Source organism: Rhizobium alarense (assembly GCF_021555155.1).
Lineage (GTDB): Bacteria > Pseudomonadota > Alphaproteobacteria > Rhizobiales > Rhizobiaceae > Rhizobium_D > Rhizobium_D alarense.
Map to the genome: position 1 here is coordinate 40,748 of NZ_JAKGBU010000025.1, position 20,045 is coordinate 60,792.

The following is a 20,045-nucleotide window of genomic DNA, read 5'->3' on the forward strand; positions in this document are numbered from 1 at the left end:
GGTTTCGAGGGGTGCGAAAACGAAACCGCCGCCGGTGGAAATCACCGGCGGCGGAACATCATTCGAAAGGAAAGTGCGGGGGCGGCTATTCCGCCGCGACGCGATAGGCCTCCTGCGCCTCGTCAGGCTCGGCTGTAACGGAACCGTCGTCTAAGGTGTCGGGCAGATCGGCTTCACCCTCGAACGGATCGAGGGCTTCACCTTGACCGACGACGCTCCCGCCAACCGGAGCGCCTTCGCCTATATCTGCATCCGTCTCCGCATCGACCGCGGCGCCCTCAACGGGCGCGCCGGCAAAGCCATCCCCTGTGGCGTCAACCTGGGCTTCCTCGTCGTCGAGAGTCTCGGCATGCTTGATCAGATCGCCGACGTCGTTCGGATCAGGAGCGAAGATCGCCGACGCATGGACGAAATGACCGTCCTTGAAGTGGTCGACCAGGGCCGCACGGGTTTCGCGCACCTTTGGACGCGGCAGGACATTGACCTCCTTCGCCGCCGCCTCCAGCGCCTGCCGCGACAGGCACAACAGGAAATCTTCGGAGCCCATGTTTGGCAGAAAGCCGTCGGCGCCAATGGCGTCACCGGCGATGCGGGAGACGACGCCGCTGTTCGACATGCCGCGGCGGCAGGACAGGACGTCGGTCAACATGGAGCGGGCGGCGATGCGCACCGTCTCCATATCAAAGGAAAACTTGCCGTCCTCGGAGAACAGACGGGCGGCATGACGCCGGAAGCGCTTCGGCCCGAACACAGTGTCGTTGGAGCCGGAATCGACACGGACATTCTGGCCGGCAAAGGCGAGAACGAGCAAGGCCATGAGCATGTCGTCCTCGATCGGCGCGCGGCCGAGCGCCTCGTGCAGCGCGTCGGTGCGGAAATCGCCGATCATGTCATGGCCCTTCTGGGTGACGTCGGGGCGCGGCTTCGGCGTGTCGATGATCCTGCCGTCATGAACATCGCCCTGCCCGCCTGTCGCGGAGACGCCGCCCTTGCCCTTCGCTTGTCTGTCCTCCGGCATGCGGAAGGCAACCGACTGCACCTTGCCGTCGCGGTCGAGATACATGGCGACATGGTCGGACTTCGAAGGTTTGCCGTAAACGCGTTCGGCCTTCTTCGGCAGTTCCGGCTGACCCCAATTGTTGACCTCGACGATCGCACCCTTCTTCGGAAGGTTGTTGGTCATCCATTCCTGTTGGGCGCCAAGGAAGGCTTCGACATTGGTGGTATAGCGCGTGTCTTCGTCAGCCGGCGAAAACAGGTCCTCGACCCACTCGATGCCGTAGGCCGCGGCGAGGTCGTCACCGAAGCTCGCATCCTTCGCATACATGCGCGTCTTCGTGAGCGCCCGGGAGATATTGTACCAGTCGGCCCGCTCGTTCTTCTTCGGCTTGTCCGCCTTCCACACCTCTTTCTGTTCGTCGAGCGAGGCCGCGGCGACAGTGCGGAGCTGCTGCTCGTTCGGCATGTCACCGAGCGCCATATGATCGAGCATGGCCGGCAGCACGTTGGCGAGCAGCCTGAGTTTCCGGATCTGCCGGACCGGCAAAGCGAGTGCGACCGCGATCGCCTCCTCGGTCCAGCCCAGCGCAACGAGCCGTTCTATGCCGCGCCATTGGTCGACAGGATTAAGCGGTTCACGGGCAATGTTCTCGACCATCGAGCGCATGGCGCCGTTATCGTTCGCCGCCTCGCGGACGATCACCTCGATTTCCTCGAGGCCGGCGGCGATCGCCTGTCGGACGCGGCGATGGCCGGCCTGAATGATGTAGCCGTTCCCGCCATCCGTCTGCGGCGAGACGACCGGGGGCTGGATGATGCCGACAGCCTTCACTGTCGCCAGAAGCAGGGCGTCAGCCTGCGGCGACGATTTGGACCGGCGCGCGTCGTCGGGATTGTCCTTCAGCGCGCGGGGATCGAGTTTCAGGATCTGCATCGGATTTGCTCCTTCCGGGGTCGCGGAACCGGCACATCGCCGGCTCTTGTCCGTCTTCAGTTCTTCCGAAGACATCTCCCGGACCGCAGGGCGGGCAGACCGGCGCAACTGCGCCCGAGCGGCCCTGCCGGTCCGGGCGAGCGGGGCGAAGCCTTGCGAGAACGACCGGCAGGGGTGAGGAGGGGGCGGTTGAGCGCAAGCGGCGACGGGAAGGCCGATCTGCGACCGGTTTCCTCTCCTCTTTTTTCTTTTGTTTTCTTTCCATTCCGGCGAGGTGTCAGCGGCAGATTGCAGCGGGCACTGGGCCGCGGCGAGCGGCATGGATTGATGGGCGGAATGCCAGCGAAAGCCCATAAGTGTGGAGATCTTCAGCCTCCAGAGGAGGACGGTTGCGTGTAGCGCCGCCGGCAATCATCTGGCAAATGGAAGTATTGTCGTCTGATTGGGAGCGTCGGGCTCCGGGCGTCAATCGCGGCGGTTGATTTTTACGAGGAACTTCGTATATATGGCTAGGACAGGATTTAAGGAAGCCAAACGAAAAGTGATTGCCGCCCTCAAGAGCGGGAGATACCAGCACGAGGCGCACCGTTCGAACGTAGACACGAAGAACCTGCTTCTGACCGGGTTGGTAACTGCCGAGGAAATCTGCGACGTGCTGAAGCGCAGCCAGGGTCAGGATCACACAGCCTCACCGCATCATCAGGCGCCCTCGATCGAGGTTCACATAATCCAGCGTGAGAGCTGGTACATCAAATTCTACTTTGTTGACCCGGACACGGTGTTCATCAGCGTGCATCAATGAGGTGACACATGAAGCTCTATCAACCAGGTGACACGAGCAGGGCAATTTGCCCGCATTGCGGCAAGCTTGTTTCCACGACCTTCGCCTATCGTGATGTGCCTTTCGAGGACGGGTCCGGCGTGGTCAAGGGGATCCTGGCAGCGGTTTGTGACGAATGCCAGAACGTGATTGCGATCCCGGCACAATCGACCCCGGCCATCCGGCGTGCGCGGGACGCGGCCGAGATTTCCCTTGAAGTGAGCATTCCTGCTCCAGAGGTCGAAATCCTTGACGCGGCCGCCTACCGTGTCGACCCGTCGGCAACAACGCGCTTCAGGAAATCTCTCTTCGCCTTCTATCTCCAGCGACTGCGGCACAGCGAAGAGACGGCAGAAATGCTGCGCCGTGATTTCGAGGCCTGGAATGCTGTTAAGACAGAGCAACGCAAGCGCGTCAGCCGCGGGATCAGGATCCCCCATCGTCGGCTGTCCTTCAAGATCTCGCCCAAGACCGACCGGGACGTTCAATGGCTCATGGAAACGAGCGGCATGAACAAGACCGACACCGTTCGCAGCGTCGTCATGGAGATAGAGAAGGACCTTTTGGGACCGAATACACCCCGCGAACTGAGACATCTCCAGGATATCGCCGCAGTCGTTAACGCCTGAAGGCGGCGGCCGAACGGCAACTGATCAAATGGAGGAAGCGGCACACCAGTCGAGGTCGGTTCGGGGAGAGGGCGAAATGACACTCCAGGGCCAAGAAAGCCCATTCCAATTGAACTCACGTGGATTTTGATGCGGGAAGGCCTTGATTTGCAGGGTGCGACTGGTGTCCAAAACAGACTATACTCAAAACGGCCAGCGGAGGACGGTTCTGTGAACGACCAGGAATTGCAGCACATCATCAGCAAATCACGGGACGCCAAACACGGCGGGTTTGGCGTCTTGTCCACAGGCGAGAAGCTGGCCGCTGCGCTGGTGCTAAACCGGCCGGACTGGCTGGCCGAAATGAACTACACGCTCGCCGAGGCAATCGAACGCGTCGGCTCGAAGTGGCTATCATTGATCCCTGAAGCAGCGCGCGAGCTGGAATACGAAGACGAGCGCGCAGCGGATAAGGCATGATCCGGCGGGCCAGCTCTTTGTCAAGGACCGCTTAGAGCGTCATTTCGCCCTCTCCCGGAACCGACCCCTAGTTGCGTCGCGGCGCCTGTCGGCCGGTCGCGTTTCCTGATATACGGCATCGACCTTCTGAAAACATTGCGATGAATATCGTCCCCTGCCGGGTTGCAGGGGACGATATTCATCGCAATGGAGGGATCAGGCCGCCTCGTCCAGGTTCTCCACCCCCTCGCGCCCCACGGCAGCCAGCGACTCCTCGACCTCACGCAACTGCTGGCGCTTCTCAGCCAGTTCGTCGGCAAAGGCGAAGGTGCCACCCTGCCGCGACTGGTAGGAGGAAAGCCGCCGCTGGTACTCCGCCAACCTCTGGCGATAACGTTCCCGCTCCTCCTCGAACCCGTCGAGCGCGTGCTCGAGGCGGGAGATGGCACCGAGCGGCGTGACAGTGACGGCGAGATCGATCTCGTAATCCGCGCCAGTGCGTTGAATCAGAGTCTGGTAGTGGTAATTGTCACCACGGCCAAAACGTTCGCCCTCATAAACGAGATCGAAGCCGCCGATCGATGCGATGTGGATTTCACCCTGGCTCTGGAGCTGGACGAGGGTGAGGATTTCCTTCATCAACGCCCGGCCGGCATCCTTGCGCTCCGTGTACGGCTTACCCATCACGGTCATTGCGAAGGCATCGCCTGATGTCGGAACCAACAGTTCGATGTCCTGTCCGATCTCGCCGATGCGGCGGTTCGCCGTCTCGATCTCGCGCTCGGCATCGCGAAGCTGCCGGCGGACTGCAAAGAGATCGTCGTCATGGGCGGCGCGCAGACGCTCCAAGCGAGCAATGTCGGCCTCCAGCCCCGCCTTCTGCATCAGGCGCTCGTCACCACTGGCAATCGCCTTGGCCATGGCGAACTGGTTGGCCTGACCTTCGTTCAGATCTTCCAGCCGGCGGATCGACGTATCGCCGGAAAGAGCAGCGGCGATGAACCGGGCCTTTCGTTCGTTGTTCTGCCACATGGTCGCATCGAGGCTGCCTTGCGTGGCGTAGGCGTAGATATCGACCTCATCGTGCTGGTTGCCCTGACGGACGATGCGGCCCTCCCGCTGCTCGATCTGCGACGGCAGCCACGGCACGTCGAGATGGTGCAGCGCCTTCAGCCTGAGCTGAGCGTTAACGCCTGTACCCATCGTCTCGGAGCTACCGATCAGGAAGCGAACCCGGCCGGCGCGCACGTCACCGAACAGGCGCTGCTTCGCCTCGGTCTTCTTGAAATCCTGCATGAAGGCGATTTCCGACGGCGGCACGCCCATGCGGACCAGTTCGTCGCGGATCCAGCGATAGGCCGAGAACCCCCTCGTCTTCTCGACATTGATGGTGCCGAGATCGGAGAAGATCATCTGCGCCGCGCCGGGAAGTTCGTAAGGCTTGCCGTCCGGGCGGAGATTAGGTGTTTTCCGAGGTCTGCATCCAGATGCGGTGGGCGTTGCGAACAAGCAGATTGAGCTTGTTCTCCGGCTCGTCATCCATCGCCGGCATGACCAGGCGGAGATCGATCGCCGCATGGCGACCATCGGTGATGACGGATAGCAGAATGTCGTCACCGGGCTGCGCCGGCCCCTCGCGCTCCTCGATCGCCTTGATGCGCCCTTCGAGGATTTGCTGGTAGGCCTTGAAGGCCGGCGTTGGTGCCGCGGTTAGAATCTGCCGCTTGCCGGTGGCGATCTCTGGCACCTTGACATGCGCTTTAAGATCCTCCGGCATCACCACATCGGCGAAGGCCCGGAACATGGCGATCAGCTCCGGCACATTGACGAACGAGGCAAAGCGCGACGCAGGCTTGTATTTGCCGGAGGGCTGAAGTTCGAGCTCGGTCTTCTCGTCACCGAAGTTCGAGGCCCAGGCGTCGAACTCATGCAATCCGCGCTCGCGCAACGCTTCGTAGCCAAGCAGCCGCTGGATCGAGAACATTTCGCCGAGCGTATTGGTGATCGGCGTGCCGGAGGCCAGCACCAGGGCGCGGCCTGGGTTCTTCGTCTCGATGTAGCGGGACTTCACATAGAGGTCCCAGGCTTTTTGCGATCCGTTCGGATCGATCCCTTTCAGCGTGCTCATATTGGTGGCGAAGGAGAGTTTTCTGAACTCCTGCGCCTCGTCGACGACGATCTGGTCGATGCCGATTTCGGAGATGGTCAGCAGATCGTCCTTACGGGTGGAAAGCGCCTCCAGCCGCTCCTGCAAACCTTCCTTCAGGCGTTCGAGCCGCTTGCGCGAGACCCGGTCCTCATCATCGACCCTGGTCAGCAGGTCCTCGTAGAGCTGCAGCTCGTCGTGGATCATCCGTTGTTCGAAGGCCGAGGGCACACCGATGAACCTGAAGGCGGAGTGCGTGATGATGATCGCATCCCAGACCGCCGTCGCCGCCCGCGACAGGAAACGCTGGCGCTTGTCCTTCGTAAAATTGGTTTCGTCGGCGACGAGAATGTTGGCCGACGGATAGAGCGCCAGAAACTCTCGGGCCGCCTGCGCCAGGCAATGGCCGGGCACGACCAGCATCGCCTTGGCGATCAGGCCGAGCCGGCGTTGTTCCATGATAGCCGCCGCCATCGTCATGGTCTTGCCGGCGCCGACGGCATGGGCGAGATAGGTGGAGCCGGAGGAGATGATCCGCCAGATACCGCGTTTCTGATGCCCATAAAGAACGAAAGCGCCCGAGGCGCCGGGAAGCTGCAGATGGGAGCCGTCGAATTTGCGCGGCGCGATGTTGTTGAAGCGGTCATTGTAGACCCGCGCCAGCCGGTCGGTGCGATCGGGGTCGCTCCACACCCAGTTCTGGAACGCCTCCTTCATCCGCTGCAGCTTGTCGCGGGCGGCTTCCGTATCGACGACATTCAGAACCCACCGCTCGCCATCGGCGTCCTTGATGGTGTCGAAGATCTGCGGCACCCGGGAATTCAGCGCATCGGCGAGCAGTTCGCCGGCATGGCGGCGGCTTGTGCCCCATTCCGAAGTGCCGACGGCGCTATAACCAAGTTGCCGAGCCTCGACCGTCCATAATCCCAGTTCCGGCATATGATGAATGCGGATCTCCGCGCTCATCGTTTCCTGCACGAAGGCGACGACATCGGACGCCGGAATCCAGGGCGCCCCGAGCCGCGCGGTAATATCCGACGGACGCAGATCGGCGGGCTGGACTTCCTGTAGCGCCCGGACATTGCGCAGATAAGCGGGATCGAGCGCAGCGGCGGCCTCCGCGGCAGCAAGCTTGGTGCGGACCGGGCCAGAGAGGTAGGCGTCTGAGGTCTGCCAAGAGCCATCGGTCGGATCGCGGAAGATCGCGTCACCCAGTTCAGCGATCACCGCATCGGGGTCACGATGCAGGAGTTCGGCGATATGGTCGACGTCGACGCGGCCGCGCTCGTTGAGCACCACGGCCAACGCATCGGCCGCCGATCTGATCACCGGGACTGCCGGTGGCGAGATCACCCGTTCGGAAAAGATCGGACCGGGACGGGCGGTATCGGTCTCGAGGTCATAGTCCTCGATCGACGCCACCAGCCAGCAATCGGGGTCGTCCAGAAACGGCTGGAGGTTTGGGCGACGATGTGTCTCCCGAACCTCGCCGGTTTCCTCATCTTCAGAGATCGATACGGTGGTGTGATTGATCGGTCCGAAATCACGGACGAACGAGGACCAGGCGATGCGCAGGCGCACCTGCAGATCCTTCCAAGGGCGGTCCTGTTCCTGAGCCTTCAGCACCTCCCGCACAGCATCCCGGACCGGGATCAGCTTTTGGATGATGCGAACATGCTTTCCGGACAAGCATTCGCCTGGCTGCCTCTCGGCAGACCGCCCCTTGCGAACCTTGATCGGAACCGGAGAGCCATCGACCATCTGCATCAGGCCGTGCCTGGCGTCGATGAAGAAGCTGCCCTCGCGAACTTGTCTCTTTCCGGGGCGAAGATCGATGATTTCCCCGAGCTCGTCCTCCAGTTCGATGTCGATTGCTGACGGCTCGCCGTCGTAACGATCTTCCGGAAGAAGAGAGATGGCGGCCTTCAGTGCCGTTTCGAGATCGACGCCAGCGCGAGGGCGGCAGGCATAGGTCTCACCGAACGGGCCCGACGTCAGCGCGTGGTCGCCAAGCACGAAATCAGGATGCCGTGCGAACCAGCGATTGATGCGGATAGCGCCTTCGTCTTCTGTTGCAGGGCGGACTTCATCCACGTCGAGCCAGGTCTGGTCGCCCTCTGCTTCTCCAGCCTTGCGCTTGCGGAAGAACAGGAGATCGACGACGACGTCCGTGCCGGCATCGCGGCGGAAGCTGCCTTCGGGCAGGCGGATGGCGGCGATCAGGTCGGCCGATCTGGCGATGTGCTCGCGGGCTGTCGCATCCGCCTTGTCCATCGTGCCGGAACTGGTGACGAAGGCCGCGAAGGCGCCGGGCTTCAGGAGATCGATGGATCTCGCGATGAAATAGTCGTGCAGACGCAGGCCAAGCGACCGATATTGCCGGTCCGAACGCACGGTGCGATCGGAAAAGGGTGGATTGCCAATGGCGAGATCGTAGATCGGCGAGAGATCGGTGCGCGCGAAATCGCCTTCGATAATCCGGGCCTTCGGCTGCAGGAGCTTCACGATCCGCGCCGTCACCGGATCGAGCTCGACGCCGGTGACATAGCTGTTATCGCGATACGCCCTCGGCATCAGCGCCGGAAACAGGCCCGTGCCGATGCCCGGTTCCAGCACGCGACCGCCGCGCCAGCCCATGCGCTGCAAACCGCACCAGATCGCGCGGATGATGAACTCCGGCGTGAAATGCGCATACTGCGTGCAACGCGACAGGCTGGAATAGTCGCTCTCCGAGACGGCACTTTCGAGCGACGAGCCGAGATCGTCCCAGCCATCCCGAAACTCGACTTCACCCGGACGGCGGAACATGCCGTTCGCCAGTTCGGACGCGCCGAAGCCGGTGAAGCGGACAAGCTTCGCTTGCTCGCCTCTCGTTGCGGCCCGGTCCTGTTTTTCGATGTCAGCGGCAAGCAGGATCGCCGCCACATTCAATCTGGCGCGTTCCTTCCAGGACGCAGCAAGGCCGCGATCCTCGCCGTCATTGAGATAGAAGTTCGTGCGCTCCCCTTGCCGGCGTGGTGCTGACCGCCGGGGCGGCGCGATCGGCAGCGCCGGTGCGGGCGCGGGCGGCGTCGGGTCGGGATCGTCATCATTCGCAGGTTCGGGGGCCGCCTCGGGCGCGAAACCACCGAAGGCCGTCACGCCCAGGCCGAACCCTGACGAGGGGGCTGTATTCCCGAACATGTCGAGGGTGCCAGACGGATCAAGCGAAAAGGGATCATTGGACATGAAAATGCTCTCCTGGGAAAAGGGCGAGCGCCGTCGTTCCGCTGGAGGTGACCTACGGAAGGGACGGTCGCAAAGTTGTTGGAAGGGTGGCTGCAACCATCGCTGTCAGCGACGGATCAGGCTGATGGATATGGACGTGTCGTCCATCACGATCCGCAGATGCGTCGCGTCGGGCTGAGCCGCGATGAGCTTTTCGAGTTCGACGGCGTCGATGAATTCGACCCCGTCGTCGCCCCCGAAATATGGGCGCTTGTAGTGCCAGTAGTCCGGATTGGTCTTCGGATCGCATTCCTCGGCATAGATGACGAGCGGACGCTGTCCCTCGGCGAGTTTTCCGTTCGAGAGAAGGTAGACGCCCTCGTCACCGACCAGCCATAGGCCGGCTCTGGCCTCGGCTTCAGGGGATATTCCCTGATACGGAATCCGAAAGCCGCCATTTGCGGCCGCGTCGGCACGGCCACGCGCCAGAACGGCGCAAATGTCCGTGAGAGAGAAAGTGAACATGTCGCCCTCCGTCACGCCGCGAGCGCGTCGGGCAGGTAACGCAGATGTACCGGCAGCTTCGCCGCGATCTCCACGTCCGTCAGGTCTTCCAGCAGCTTGCATGTGGTGCCGCCTGGTCTGGCGAAGAACATGACCGTGCGCTTGCCGCGATCAGCCTCTGGCCAACGCTCGCCGGCGTAGCCGCGATAATCGTCCGCCGTGCTGCTCCAGATATGTTCCAGCCTCTCCTCGCGCGTCATCGCCCGGACGGGACGGGATTCGCGCTCGACGATCGCGGCGCGCATGCGTTCGGGCGAGCCCTTGTCGGCGAGGTCGCAATAACCGTGGAAGTGCCGGATGCGCCCGTCGATCGACAGCGTGAAAAAGATGCTGGTAATGGAATCGGTCAGGAACTCGCGCATGGCGAACATCTCAGCCTTCATCCAGAGCGGCGGCAGGATCTCGAACATGTAATCGTGGGATGCCTCACCGATCTCGAACCATTCGCCGCGATAAAGCCCGCTGTCGTCGCAATCCCATCGGTTCGGGCGCTGCGCGTGACGGTCGAACATGCGGAACATCTGCCGGCGATCGGCGATGCCCTGATAGACTTTACGGATGGGAGAGAGGTTCATGAGCGGGCTCCTTCTGGCCTCGTCGGGCTGGAGCGCGGCTCATCTTTGCGATGGCGCCATCTTCTCTTCAGCCCTTCCTGACCCCTCCCCCGCGGCCGCCTCTCCGACGGCCCGGGTCAAGGGCCGGCAAAGCCGGGCGAAGCTTCACCCTTGACGCGGCCGGCGGGCATGCGGCAGGCCTCTCCTGCTCTCCCTTTTTTTCCTTTTCTTCCCTTGTTCTCTCCTGCAATGCGTCATTCCAGTCCCCGGCCGGCGGTGTCAGGCGAAACCAGTCGCAGCCGGCATCTTCGGCGATGTCGCGGAGGCGGCCGGCAAAGGCCTCGCCCTGACTGTTAGCATCCGTGGCGGCGACCAGCTGCGCGCCGGGGCGCGCGGCGAGCACGCGAACCGCGGCTTCTGTCGCCGGCGACCATCCCCCGCCCGTGCTGAGATAGAGGCTCCCCTCTCGCATTCCTTCGAATGCGGCCAGGCTCATGGCGTCGATCGCAGCCTCGGTAACGCACAGACGCGGAGCATCGAGGGAGCCGAACCGGAACAGCACCTTCGACCCTCCGGTCGAGAAACCACGCCAGTCGGGGCCGCGCTCCTCCCAGCCAGTCATGCCGCCATCGCCATCGACATGGGCCGCCCACATGCTGCCGTAGGGACCTTCCCGCAGCACATCGATCCGGAGGGCGGCACGGATGATGGTCTCCGGCAGGCAGCGTTCAGCACGCAGATAGTGCCACGTCATCGACCCTCGCCAAGGCTTGCGGCGCTTTGCCCACCGCTCGGGGATGGCCTCGGCCGGAACGGGATCTCGAGCGTTTTGGGTCCACACCGGCTCTTTGGCAACAAAACCGACCAATGCGGCGACCTGGTCGAGCGCTTCGACGAAGGACACCCCCTCGAGATGCGTGACGAGACTGAAGACGTCGCCTTTCGCGTCGGACAGGGGATCGAACCAACCCCGCCCGCCGTGGATGACGATGACGATTTCCGCCCCGCGCCGATATTTTATCGCCTTGCGGGTGCTCTCCTTCACGTCGACCGCAAAACCGGCCTGCTCCAACACGACGCCGCAGAGGACACGGTCCCGCAGGTCTTCCAGTTCTTTTTTCTCCATGCTTTCTGTCGGCGCTCGCACGTCCGCCCTTCTTGTCCGTTTCTCTTTTCTCCCCGCAGTTTGCGGGACCCTTTCCGGCGGCCCGCGAAGAGCAAAGGGGGCAAGGGCGCGGCCGGCAAGGTGCAGATCTGCACCCGGCCGCGGCGAAGCTTCCCTTGCCGCCTGCCGCTCGCAAGCGGCACCTGAAAACGCGAAAGCCGGCTCAACGAGCCGGCCCGTATTCGAAGGGATCATAATCGGCGATGGTCTCGACCTCGCCGTCATCGAGTTCGTCGCTAGGTAAGACGCCGAACTCGTTTCCCGACCTGAAGAGCGTGACCGGGACCATGAGGGTGCGGGCGAGCGCGAAAGCGTGGCGTTGGGCGAGTGCAAGATCCTGTGCCATGTGAGAAACCTCCGTCCGGAGCGGGCCAATCCCGCTCGATGGCTCCTCGAAGGACCCGGGACGGTCGCGATCACCGCTTGAGGCGAACGCCCAAGCGGCCGCAGCTTGCTAGCGGACCCTCAACGGGTTGATCGACGGGGATCCGGACCTGGTTCAGGACGCCATCCATAAAGAGCGGGATTGGTTTGCTTCGGAGGACCAGCGGTTTTTCCGGCACAGGTCTTTCATCGGCGCCACAGCTACAGCGCCAACTCGACATTATTTCCGCCACACACCGTGCTGGTGCTCAGCGGTGACAAGTGGTCTGCTGATTGGCAATCGCCTTGACGAGTTAAAAGTCCATTGCGGCACGTTGTTCGATGCGGACGATGGCGACCTTGGCCCAATGCCATTATTCGCCGAGATCACATTGCATCCGGCCAGCGAAGGGCTCTTCGCTGCGCCTCGTAGTAAACATTCACCGGGTCAGCCAGGCTGTGTCGGCAGGGTGCCAGTCAATTCGACGAGAAGATCCCGGATAGCAGCGGCCGGTTCGGACAGCGGCGCATGCTCCGCGGTACAAAGCGATAAAGCTTCCCCAATTGCCGGGTTTGTTATCTTCTTTATGGCAATCTCATCGCCTTCGCGCACAATCCTGTCGGCGATCGCTCTGGGAACAATCGTGGCCCCGAGGCCGTTTTGGACCGCGCTAGAAAGTGTTCTGACGGCATCGATTTCGGCGACGACCTTCAACTCGGTCCTGCTCCTGGTGAATGCCACGTCGATCGCCCGGCGAACGAAATTATAAGCGGGAGGTAGCAGGAATGACAAAGCCGCCAGCGACGACACAGTAACACTCTCCTCGGCGGCCCATTCCTCAACCATATCTGCCCGAGCGACGAGGAAGAACTCCTCGCGCAGCATCTGTTCGAACTTGACGCCCTTGATCGGCCCTGCGCCATGAATGAGCGCCATTTCAAGCCGCCCGTTCATGATCATCTGGCTATAGGGTTGGCTGACGCTTTCCGTCAGTTCGATGAGAATGCCTGGAAAGCGCTCACGCGCCCTGGTTATCAGGTCGACAGCAATCATGCCCGCACTGCTGAACGGCACGAGGCCGACCGACACTCTGCCGTTCAAGACCTCGCCAGCGTTCATTACCTCTGCCTGGGCCTGGTCCATCTGGCGCAAAACGATCTGCGCATGCCTGTAGAGGATCTTGCCTGCGTCAGTCATCTTCACACCGTGCTGACCACGGATCAGCAACTTCTTGCGAAAATGATCCTCAAGTGCAGCCAACTGCTGGCTCAATGCCGGCTGCGCGATGTGCAGGACGTCGGCGGCGCGGGTGATGCTGCCGGTATCCACGATGGTAATGAAAAATCGGAGTCGACGAATGTCCACGGAGGGCTGCCTCTTTCAGAAGCCTCTACGTTAATGAGGGATAACGTACAGCGTCAACAAAACTGCATTTCTTATCGGTGCAGGTTGCCAGCCAAAGACCCGGTCATTGTGTTCCTGGGCCGCAGAATAAGAAATCCGTCTGCCCCCATAGGCGTTGAAAGCTTGTCCCAAGAGTTATGGCCTGCGTAGAGTCGGATCAGGGCGCGGCTCAAGCCCGCGCGGAATATGCAATGGATTGAGGACAATCATGAGCTTTTCAGATTATCGAACCGCGGTGGTGACCGGCGCGTCCGCCGGCATGGGCGCCGCTATCGTCGAGCGGTTTTGCAAGGAGGGCCTGACGGTTCACGCCATCGCGCGCCGCCAGGACCGCCTGGACGAACTCGCCGCACGCACCGGCTGCATTCCGCATGCCATGGATATGAAGGACATCGACGGCCTGACGAAGCTCCTGAGCAAACTCGAGGTCGATATCCTCGTCAACAATGCAGGCGTCGGACGCGTCGGCAACATCACGCATGCGAGCGCCGATGACATCGACGATCTGGTCGACCTCAACCTGCGCAGCGTTCTGCAGGCCTGCCGAATGGTGTTGCCGGGCATGATGGAACGCGACCGCGGCCACGTCATCAACATCGGCTCGATTGCCGGCCACTACAATTTCGGCGGCAACACGATGTACCATGCCACGAAGGCGGCCATCCATATGCTGTCCCAGCAACTCCGCATCGACGTTCTCGGCAAGCGCGTGCGGGTGACCGAAATCTGCCCCGGCCGGGTGGAAACAGAGATCTTCGACCGCAATCACGGCGTCACCAAGGAAGAGGCGCGCAAGAAATATTACGAAGGCTATGAAGTACCGTCCGCCGAGCATGTCGCCGAGATCGCCGCCTTTGCGGTCGCCATGCCGAGCTATGTCAATCTCGGTCTGATGGAGGTCATGTCGACTTTCCAAGTGCCAGGTGGCCTGACGACGCTGAAGAGCAAGGAATAAACACCCACATTGCGGCATCGAACGCGCCGTCGACTTCTGCAATGTCCAAAAAATGACGCGCTCAGGCAAAACCATCTGAGCGCGTCATGCATTTTTGACATCTGTGGTTCAGGTCTATCCGTCGGATACTCTCCGCTTATACCTGCGCTGAGAGCGGGACGATGGAAGTACCGCTTTGTTCAAGCGCCTTGCGGATCGTGCGGGCCAACGCCACCGCGCCCGGCGTATCCGAATGGACAAGAATGGAATGGGCCGGCATGTCGATCGTTTCGCCGTCGATGGTTTCGACGACGTGTTCGCGAAGCAGCTTCAGCAAGCGAGCGAGGACCGCCGCCTCGTCCTTGATGACCGCACCCGGCAGGGAACGGGGGGCAAGCTGGCCATCTTTCGTATAGGCCCGGTCGACCAGGAAGAGACGCCAGCAGGGCAATCCCGCCTCTTTTGCCGCCTTTTCCAATGCCGAGCCCGGCAGAACGAGAAGGCGGATTTCAGGGTCGAACTGCCGGACGGCGCTAACGAGCGCCTCCGCCGTTTTCGCATCGGCGGAAGCGAGATTGCCGAGCGCGCCATGCGGATTGACGTGCCAGATACGTTGCCCCGTCGCCCGCGCGAAGGCGTCAAGCGCACCGAGCTGGTAAAGCACATGCTTTTCGATTTCGCTCGCGTCCATCTGGATCACGCGGCGGCCGAAGCCCATCCGGTCCGGAAAACTGACATGCGCCCCGATGTCAACGCCGTTCTCTTTCGCCAGCCGCACTGTCCGATCCATGATCATCGGGTCTCCGGCGTGATACCCGCAGGCGATGTTGGCAGACGTGATCAATGGCATCAGTGCTTCGTCGTCGGCGATGCTGTAGGGGCCGAACCCCTCCCCCAAATCGGCATTGATATCGATGCGCATGACTATCCTTTCGCGGCTTTTCCGTCCTCGTCCGGGAAAAATTCGAAAACCGGCGTCGCGTATCCAACCAGTTGACCCGGTTCCCAAAGCCGTCGTCCCAGCCGGCCAACTGCCGGCGCAACGACCGCGCTCAACAAGTTGCCGGCCCGGACATAGGCAACCGGCTCTCCTGCCACGACGCGCCGCCCTTCGACGGGTTCGCCCTCATCGGCGGGATGAAGTGGATGACGTTCAAGCAACGTGCCAATTGCGGGGCTTCGAAGTTCGACCGGGGAAGCGGGAGCTCGCGCCACCTGCGCAGATGCGGAAATCGCAGCAGCGTCCGGAGCCGTTGCCAGCTTCATGGCTATCCGCCGGCGGCCATTAGTGATGTCGACTTGCGAGAAGCCTTTTTCGAGCATCAATTGCAGCAAGCGGTCGAAATCGACGGTCTTCATGCCTGCCTCCAGTGCCGAGAAGCCTCGCGCAGACGAGCTGTCTGATGCCTCAGATCGTCAAGATAGATTCTCACATCGATGAGCGCATCGAGCCCTTCTTCGTAGCTGACCTCAGCGAAATGCAGCCTGTCGCCGGCCTTCGCCTGGCCGACGCGCCAGAGATCGGCCTCGATGACCGTGCCGATCTTCGGATACCCGCCCATTGTGGCGGCATCGGCGAGCTGGATAATCGGATGCCCGCCCGCCGGCACCTGGATGACACCGGGCACGACACCGTGCGAACGCAACTCAACTTTATGCGCAAGCTCCAGATCTGGTCCGGCAAGCCGGAAGCCCGCACGGTTGCTCTGCGCGGTGACCTCCCATTGCGCATTCCAGAAAAGGTCCTGCGATGCGGTGGTATAGTGATCGTATTCCGCCGCGACGACCACCCTGACCGCGATTGGGGAATTGTCGGTCAACGCCAACGCCAGAGACGGCGGTAGAGCACCGACACCATCTTCCGGCAGGACGAGACTATTGCCCCCCGCCACGATGAGGTCGCCCTTGCCGACCTGGCGGCCTTCGAGCCCGCCGAAAACCTCACGCAGTTGCGTGCTGCGGGATCCGAGTACTTCGGGAACATCAACGCCGCCTGCCAGGCAGAGATAGGCGCGTGTTCCGGAGCGCGCTGGAGAAAGCGAAAGCGTCTGTCCCGCTTTTGCCCGCATCGCCCACCAGGGAGGAACCGGGCGGCCATCGAGCTTTGCGGCGCAATCTGCACCTGTCAGGGCAAAATTGACGTCCTCGCGAAAGGCGAATTTCACCGGCGGAAGGGGAATTTCGAGACCAGCGACACCTTCGTCATTGCCGAGCAGCAGGTTGCCGACGGCAAGCGCCAAGCGGTCCATCGCACCGGAGCGGCATACGCCGTAGCGATAAAAGCCGCAGCGGCCGAGATCCTGTACTGTCATCAGCGGGGCGGCGGAGAGAACCTCGATCATGACAGAATGCTCTCCACCTTGAAATGCACGATATCGCCCGGCCCCAGCAACGCCGGCGGCCGCCGTTCGGGATTGAAGAAGGAAATCTCCGCATGGCCGATGGTGTGCCAGCCGCTTGGGCCTGCAGATGCCGAAACACCCGTCTGCATGCCGGCGATCGAGAGTGAGCCACCAGGAATGCTCACGAGCGGCACCTTCCGGCGCGGCAGGAAGAGGCGGGAATCGAGACCGCCGAGATAGCAATAACCTGCATGGCTTCCGACCGCATACACCGTGTATGCCGGTGCTGTGTGGATTTTCACGACGTCGGCCACGCTCAGGCCGGTATTTTCGGCGACCTCGCGCAAATGCGGCCCGCCGGCGCCGCCATAGGCTATCGAAATCTCGATCTCGCGCGGCTTCATCTCTTTTTCTTCACCGCCCGCCCAGGCCTCGAAAAGCTTGTGCTCAAAGGCTTCGATGTCGCGTGGCGGATCGGAAAAGATCAGCATGAGATTGGTCATGCCCGGTACGGCTTCGCCGACGCTCGGCCAATCCATTGCCTGGTCCGCCAGCGCCCAAATGCGCATTTGCGTATGCAGGTCGAACTCTCCCGGCGCTTCGAACAAAAGGGCGGTATTGCCGAGCAGGCTGACGCGCGGTTCCTGAAGGATACTGGGCATGTTCTTGTTCATCGCGATGCCCTTTCCGCCAGAAGATGCTCGAGGTGATGGATGTCGATGTTGCCCGAGACGAAACCGTCGTCCTCGAGGAGTTCGGCATGAAGGAGCGCGTTGCAGGCCGGCCCCTCGATGCGCAACTGCTTGAGCGCTCCCTGCATCCGTTCGATGGCCTCGCCCCGCGACCTGCCGTGCGTGATGACCTTGGCAATCATCGAATCGTAATGTGTCGGGATCTCGTAGCCGAGAGCGAGATGCGTGTCGGACCGAACACCCGGACCACCTGGCAGCGCCAGCGCGGTTACACGACCCGGCCTCGGCGCGAAAGTGTAAGGGTCTTCCGCATTGATCCGGCATTCGATCGAATGGCCATCGCAACGGACATCCTCCTGGCAAATCGACAGCTCGTCGCCGAGCGCCACCTTGATCTGTTCGGCGACGATATCGATGCCGGTCACCATTTCGGTGACGGGATGCTCGACCTGCACGCGCGTATTCATCTCAATGAAATAGAAGGCGCCGTCCTCGTAAAGGAACTCGAAGGTCCCCGCCCCGGAATAACCGATCTCGCGGCAGGCACCGGCACAGAGCTCACCGATTTCGGCGATCCGTCCCCGACCGATCCCCGGAGCCGGCGCTTCCTCGATCACTTTTTGGTGGCGACGCTGGAGAGAGCAGTCGCGATCTCCCAGCCAAACCGCATTACCGTGGCTGTCGCACATGACCTGGATTTCGACATGACGCGGCCGATCGAGAAACTTCTCCATGTAGATGGTGGGATTGCCGAAGAAGCGCGCGGCCTCCTTGCGGGTCAGTTCCACAGCTTCTCTCAGCTCCGTAGCGGATCGTATGATGCGCATGCCGCGGCCACCGCCGCCGCCCGCCGCCTTGATGATGACCGGGTAGCCGATCTCGGCAGCGATGCCCTCAATGACCTTCGGATCGTCGGGCAGGCGTTCGTCGGGACCGGGCACGCAGGGTACACCGGCCGCGACCATTGCCCGTTTTGCCGCGATCTTGTCGCCCATGGTGCGAATGCAATCCCCCGAGGGGCCGATGAAGACCAGGCCGGCCTCCGCTACGGCATCGGCGAAGGCCGCATTTTCCGAAAGGAAGCCGTAGCCCGGGTGGATCGCACCAGCGCCCGTTGCGGCAGCGGCCATCAAGATGGCTTCGACATTGAGGTAGCTCGCCGACGGCGAGGCCGGACCTATGCAGATCGACTGATCCGCCAGCGCCAGGTAAGGCGCTTGCCTGTCGGCTTCCGAGTAGACGCAGACGACCTTGAGGTTCAACTGCCGGCATGCGCACAGGATCCTCAGCGCGATCTCGCCGCGGTTGGCAATCAGGACGGTATCAAAGGGCAATCGAGAATTCATGTCCGCCTTCACGCGATTAGTTTGCGGATATCCGGAAAAGCGGCTGACCGAGGGAAACCTGTTCGCCGGATTTCACGAGAATTTCCTTCACGACGCCGCCATGCTCGGCGCTAACCGCATTGAAGGCTTTCATTGCTTCAATGGTGCAGAGCGTATCGCCGAGGGCAACGGTCTGGCCGATTGCAATATAGGCGGGCGCATCCGGTGAAGGAGTAAGGTGAACGATCCCGAAGAACGGCGCCTCGACCAGTCCAGCCAAATCACCGGCAGTAGCCTGCGGGGTGGCGTCATCGCCAACCGCCGCCCCGTGAGCGGATACCGGCACGATGACGCCGTTCGCCCTCACCAGCCTGATATGCTCATCGCCTTCGCTCCACTCCAGTTCGGAAAGAGGAGTGACCGACATCCAGTCCATCAGGGCGTTGAGTTTATCGAAGTCCATTGAGCCTTCCGCGTCGAAATTCAGAAATCCGGAAACGTCATATCTATGGTCGAAACGCTACCATAAGGGCGCGGTAATGGGGTCAGACGAGATTACAATATCCGGCAGCCTCATCGTCCTCCGCTATCGCCCCATAATGAATGCGTCTTACCCGCCGAAGCGCTTCTGCCTTTATTCTGCGCACATTGATTTCAATGAGAGGACATGCGCGCGTAGACGCATGTGAACAGATGCCGGAATTCAAGCTTGCAAAGCGTGTGACATCCATCCAGCCGTCCCCCAGCACGGCAGCCGCAGCAAGGGCGAGAGACCTGAAGGCCGCGGGACGCGATATCGTCGACATGACGGTCGGCGAACCGGATTTCGACACACCCGACATCGTCAAGGACGCCGGCATCGCCGCAATTCATGACGGCAAGACCAAATATACCGCCGTCAACGGAACCCTGGAACTGCGCAAGGCAATTGCCGGCCGCATGCAACGGCACACCGGCATTGACTATCCGCTTGAGCAGATCACCGTCGGCGGCGGCGGCAAGCAGATCATCTTCGTCGCCCTCATGGCATCGATTGACGACAATGACGAGGTAATCATCCCGGCCCCCTACTGGGTGTCCTATCCCGACATGGTGGTCGCGAACGAAGGCAAGCCGGTCATTATCGCCTGCCCGGAAGCGGACGGTTTCAAGCTGAAGCCGGAAGCGCTGGAAGCGGCCATTACGCCGAAGACGCGCTGGCTGATCCTCAACACGCCGTCGAACCCCACCGGCGCGGTCTATACGGCCGGCGAGATGAAAGCGCTCGGCAAGGTGCTGGAACGCCACCCACGCGTGCTGGTGCTGACGGACGAAATCTACGATGAGATCTGGTTCGGTGAAGGACGCCTCGTCAGCCTCGTCGAAGCCGCGCCGCATCTGAAGGATCGCATCTTCGTCGTCAACGGCGTTTCCAAAAGCTACGCGATGACCGGATGGCGGCTTGGCTACGGCGTCGGTCCGCTGCCGCTGGTCAATGCGATCAACAAGCTGCAATCGCAGATTTCCTCCTGCCCCTCCTCCATCAGCC

Annotated in this window: 17 protein-coding genes and 1 pseudogene; 5 read left to right on the forward strand and 13 right to left on the reverse strand. The window is 61.8% G+C overall.

The features are described from left to right. Positions 1-85: 85 nt before the first annotated feature. Positions 86-1,933, reverse strand: a complete 1,848-nt coding sequence (locus LXM94_RS10170; protein WP_235771110.1) for a ParB/RepB/Spo0J family partition protein — start codon at positions 1,931-1,933, stop codon at positions 86-88. Positions 1,934-2,438: 505 nt separating this feature from the next. On the opposite strand from LXM94_RS10170, the gene LXM94_RS10175 reads away from it, so the two are divergent. From LXM94_RS10175 to LXM94_RS10185, 3 genes are all read left to right on the forward strand, one after another. Next, positions 2,439-2,735 carry a hypothetical protein gene (locus tag LXM94_RS10175; RefSeq protein ID WP_235771112.1) on the forward strand — a complete coding sequence of 99 codons (297 nt, stop codon included), beginning with the start codon at positions 2,439-2,441 and terminating at the stop codon, positions 2,733-2,735. 8 nt (positions 2,736-2,743) lie between these two features. Further along, positions 2,744-3,382 (forward strand): hypothetical protein, encoded by a 639-nt coding sequence (locus LXM94_RS10180; RefSeq protein WP_235771113.1) that lies wholly within the window; start codon positions 2,744-2,746, stop codon positions 3,380-3,382. 210 nt (positions 3,383-3,592) lie between these two features. Then, positions 3,593-3,841: a hypothetical protein gene (locus LXM94_RS10185; RefSeq protein WP_235771114.1), complete on the forward strand. Its 249-nt coding sequence runs from the start codon at positions 3,593-3,595 to the stop codon at positions 3,839-3,841. A gap of 195 nt (positions 3,842-4,036) precedes the next feature. On the opposite strand, the pseudogene LXM94_RS10190 reads toward LXM94_RS10185, so the two are convergent. From LXM94_RS10190 to nac, 6 genes and pseudogenes are all read right to left on the reverse strand, one after another. Further along, positions 4,037-9,194 (reverse strand): annotated as a pseudogene (locus LXM94_RS10190) (DEAD/DEAH box helicase family protein). A gap of 105 nt (positions 9,195-9,299) precedes the next feature. Next, positions 9,300-9,698, reverse strand: coding sequence for a DUF3085 domain-containing protein (locus LXM94_RS10195; protein ID WP_235771116.1), 399 nt, complete (start codon positions 9,696-9,698; stop codon positions 9,300-9,302). An 11-nt stretch (positions 9,699-9,709) separates the two neighbouring features. Further along, positions 9,710-10,312, reverse strand: coding sequence for a DUF1419 domain-containing protein (locus tag LXM94_RS10200; RefSeq protein ID WP_235771118.1), 603 nt, complete (start codon positions 10,310-10,312; stop codon positions 9,710-9,712). A gap of 67 nt (positions 10,313-10,379) precedes the next feature. Further along, positions 10,380-11,417, reverse strand: coding sequence for a DUF3991 and toprim domain-containing protein (locus LXM94_RS10205; RefSeq protein ID WP_235771119.1), 1,038 nt, complete (start codon positions 11,415-11,417; stop codon positions 10,380-10,382). Between the two features lie 202 nt (positions 11,418-11,619). Then, on the reverse strand, positions 11,620-11,802 hold the full coding sequence (locus tag LXM94_RS10210; protein WP_235771121.1) for a hypothetical protein: 183 nt from the start codon (positions 11,800-11,802) through the stop codon (positions 11,620-11,622). 465 nt (positions 11,803-12,267) lie between these two features. After that, positions 12,268-13,185, reverse strand: a complete 918-nt coding sequence (gene nac / locus LXM94_RS10215; protein ID WP_235771123.1) for a nitrogen assimilation transcriptional regulator NAC — start codon at positions 13,183-13,185, stop codon at positions 12,268-12,270. A gap of 247 nt (positions 13,186-13,432) precedes the next feature. Here nac and LXM94_RS10220 point away from each other — a divergent pair, with 247 nt between their 5' ends. Then, entirely contained in the window at positions 13,433-14,179 is a 747-nt protein-coding gene (locus tag LXM94_RS10220) for an SDR family oxidoreductase (protein ID WP_235771124.1), read from the forward strand. A gap of 136 nt (positions 14,180-14,315) precedes the next feature. Here LXM94_RS10220 and LXM94_RS10225 read toward each other — a convergent pair whose 3' ends face one another. Genes LXM94_RS10225 through LXM94_RS10250 form a run of 6 tightly spaced genes read right to left on the reverse strand, consistent with a single transcriptional unit; the run spans position 14,316 to position 18,980 of the window. Then, positions 14,316-15,080: a LamB/YcsF family protein gene (locus LXM94_RS10225; protein ID WP_235771135.1), complete on the reverse strand. Its 765-nt coding sequence runs from the start codon at positions 15,078-15,080 to the stop codon at positions 14,316-14,318. Positions 15,081-15,082: 2 nt separating this feature from the next. Next, complete coding sequence (locus LXM94_RS10230) at positions 15,083-15,517, reverse strand: hypothetical protein (protein ID WP_235771126.1); 435 nt, start codon at positions 15,515-15,517, stop codon at positions 15,083-15,085. Next, a complete protein-coding gene (locus LXM94_RS10235) occupies positions 15,514-16,500 on the reverse strand; it encodes a 5-oxoprolinase subunit C family protein (RefSeq protein WP_235771127.1) in 987 nt (328 codons plus the stop codon). Before LXM94_RS10235 ends, LXM94_RS10230 begins: the two co-directional genes overlap by 4 nt. Next, positions 16,497-17,174 carry a 5-oxoprolinase subunit PxpB gene (pxpB, locus tag LXM94_RS10240; protein WP_235771128.1) on the reverse strand — a complete coding sequence of 226 codons (678 nt, stop codon included), beginning with the start codon at positions 17,172-17,174 and terminating at the stop codon, positions 16,497-16,499. Before pxpB ends, LXM94_RS10235 begins: the two co-directional genes overlap by 4 nt. Then, the gene (gene accC, locus LXM94_RS10245; RefSeq protein ID WP_235771129.1) at positions 17,171-18,538 is read right to left on the reverse strand and encodes an acetyl-CoA carboxylase biotin carboxylase subunit; all 1,368 of its coding nucleotides are present in this window, start codon (positions 18,536-18,538) and stop codon (positions 17,171-17,173) included. The genes pxpB and accC overlap by 4 nt, the downstream gene beginning before the upstream one ends. Before the next feature lie 16 nt (positions 18,539-18,554). Then, positions 18,555-18,980, reverse strand: a complete 426-nt coding sequence (locus LXM94_RS10250; RefSeq protein WP_235771130.1) for an acetyl-CoA carboxylase biotin carboxyl carrier protein — start codon at positions 18,978-18,980, stop codon at positions 18,555-18,557. Positions 18,981-19,210: 230 nt separating this feature from the next. Between LXM94_RS10250 and LXM94_RS10255 the strand changes: the two genes are divergently transcribed. Beyond that, the coding region (locus LXM94_RS10255; RefSeq protein ID WP_235771131.1) for an aminotransferase class I/II-fold pyridoxal phosphate-dependent enzyme at positions 19,211-20,045 on the forward strand (835 nt) is incomplete at its 3' end.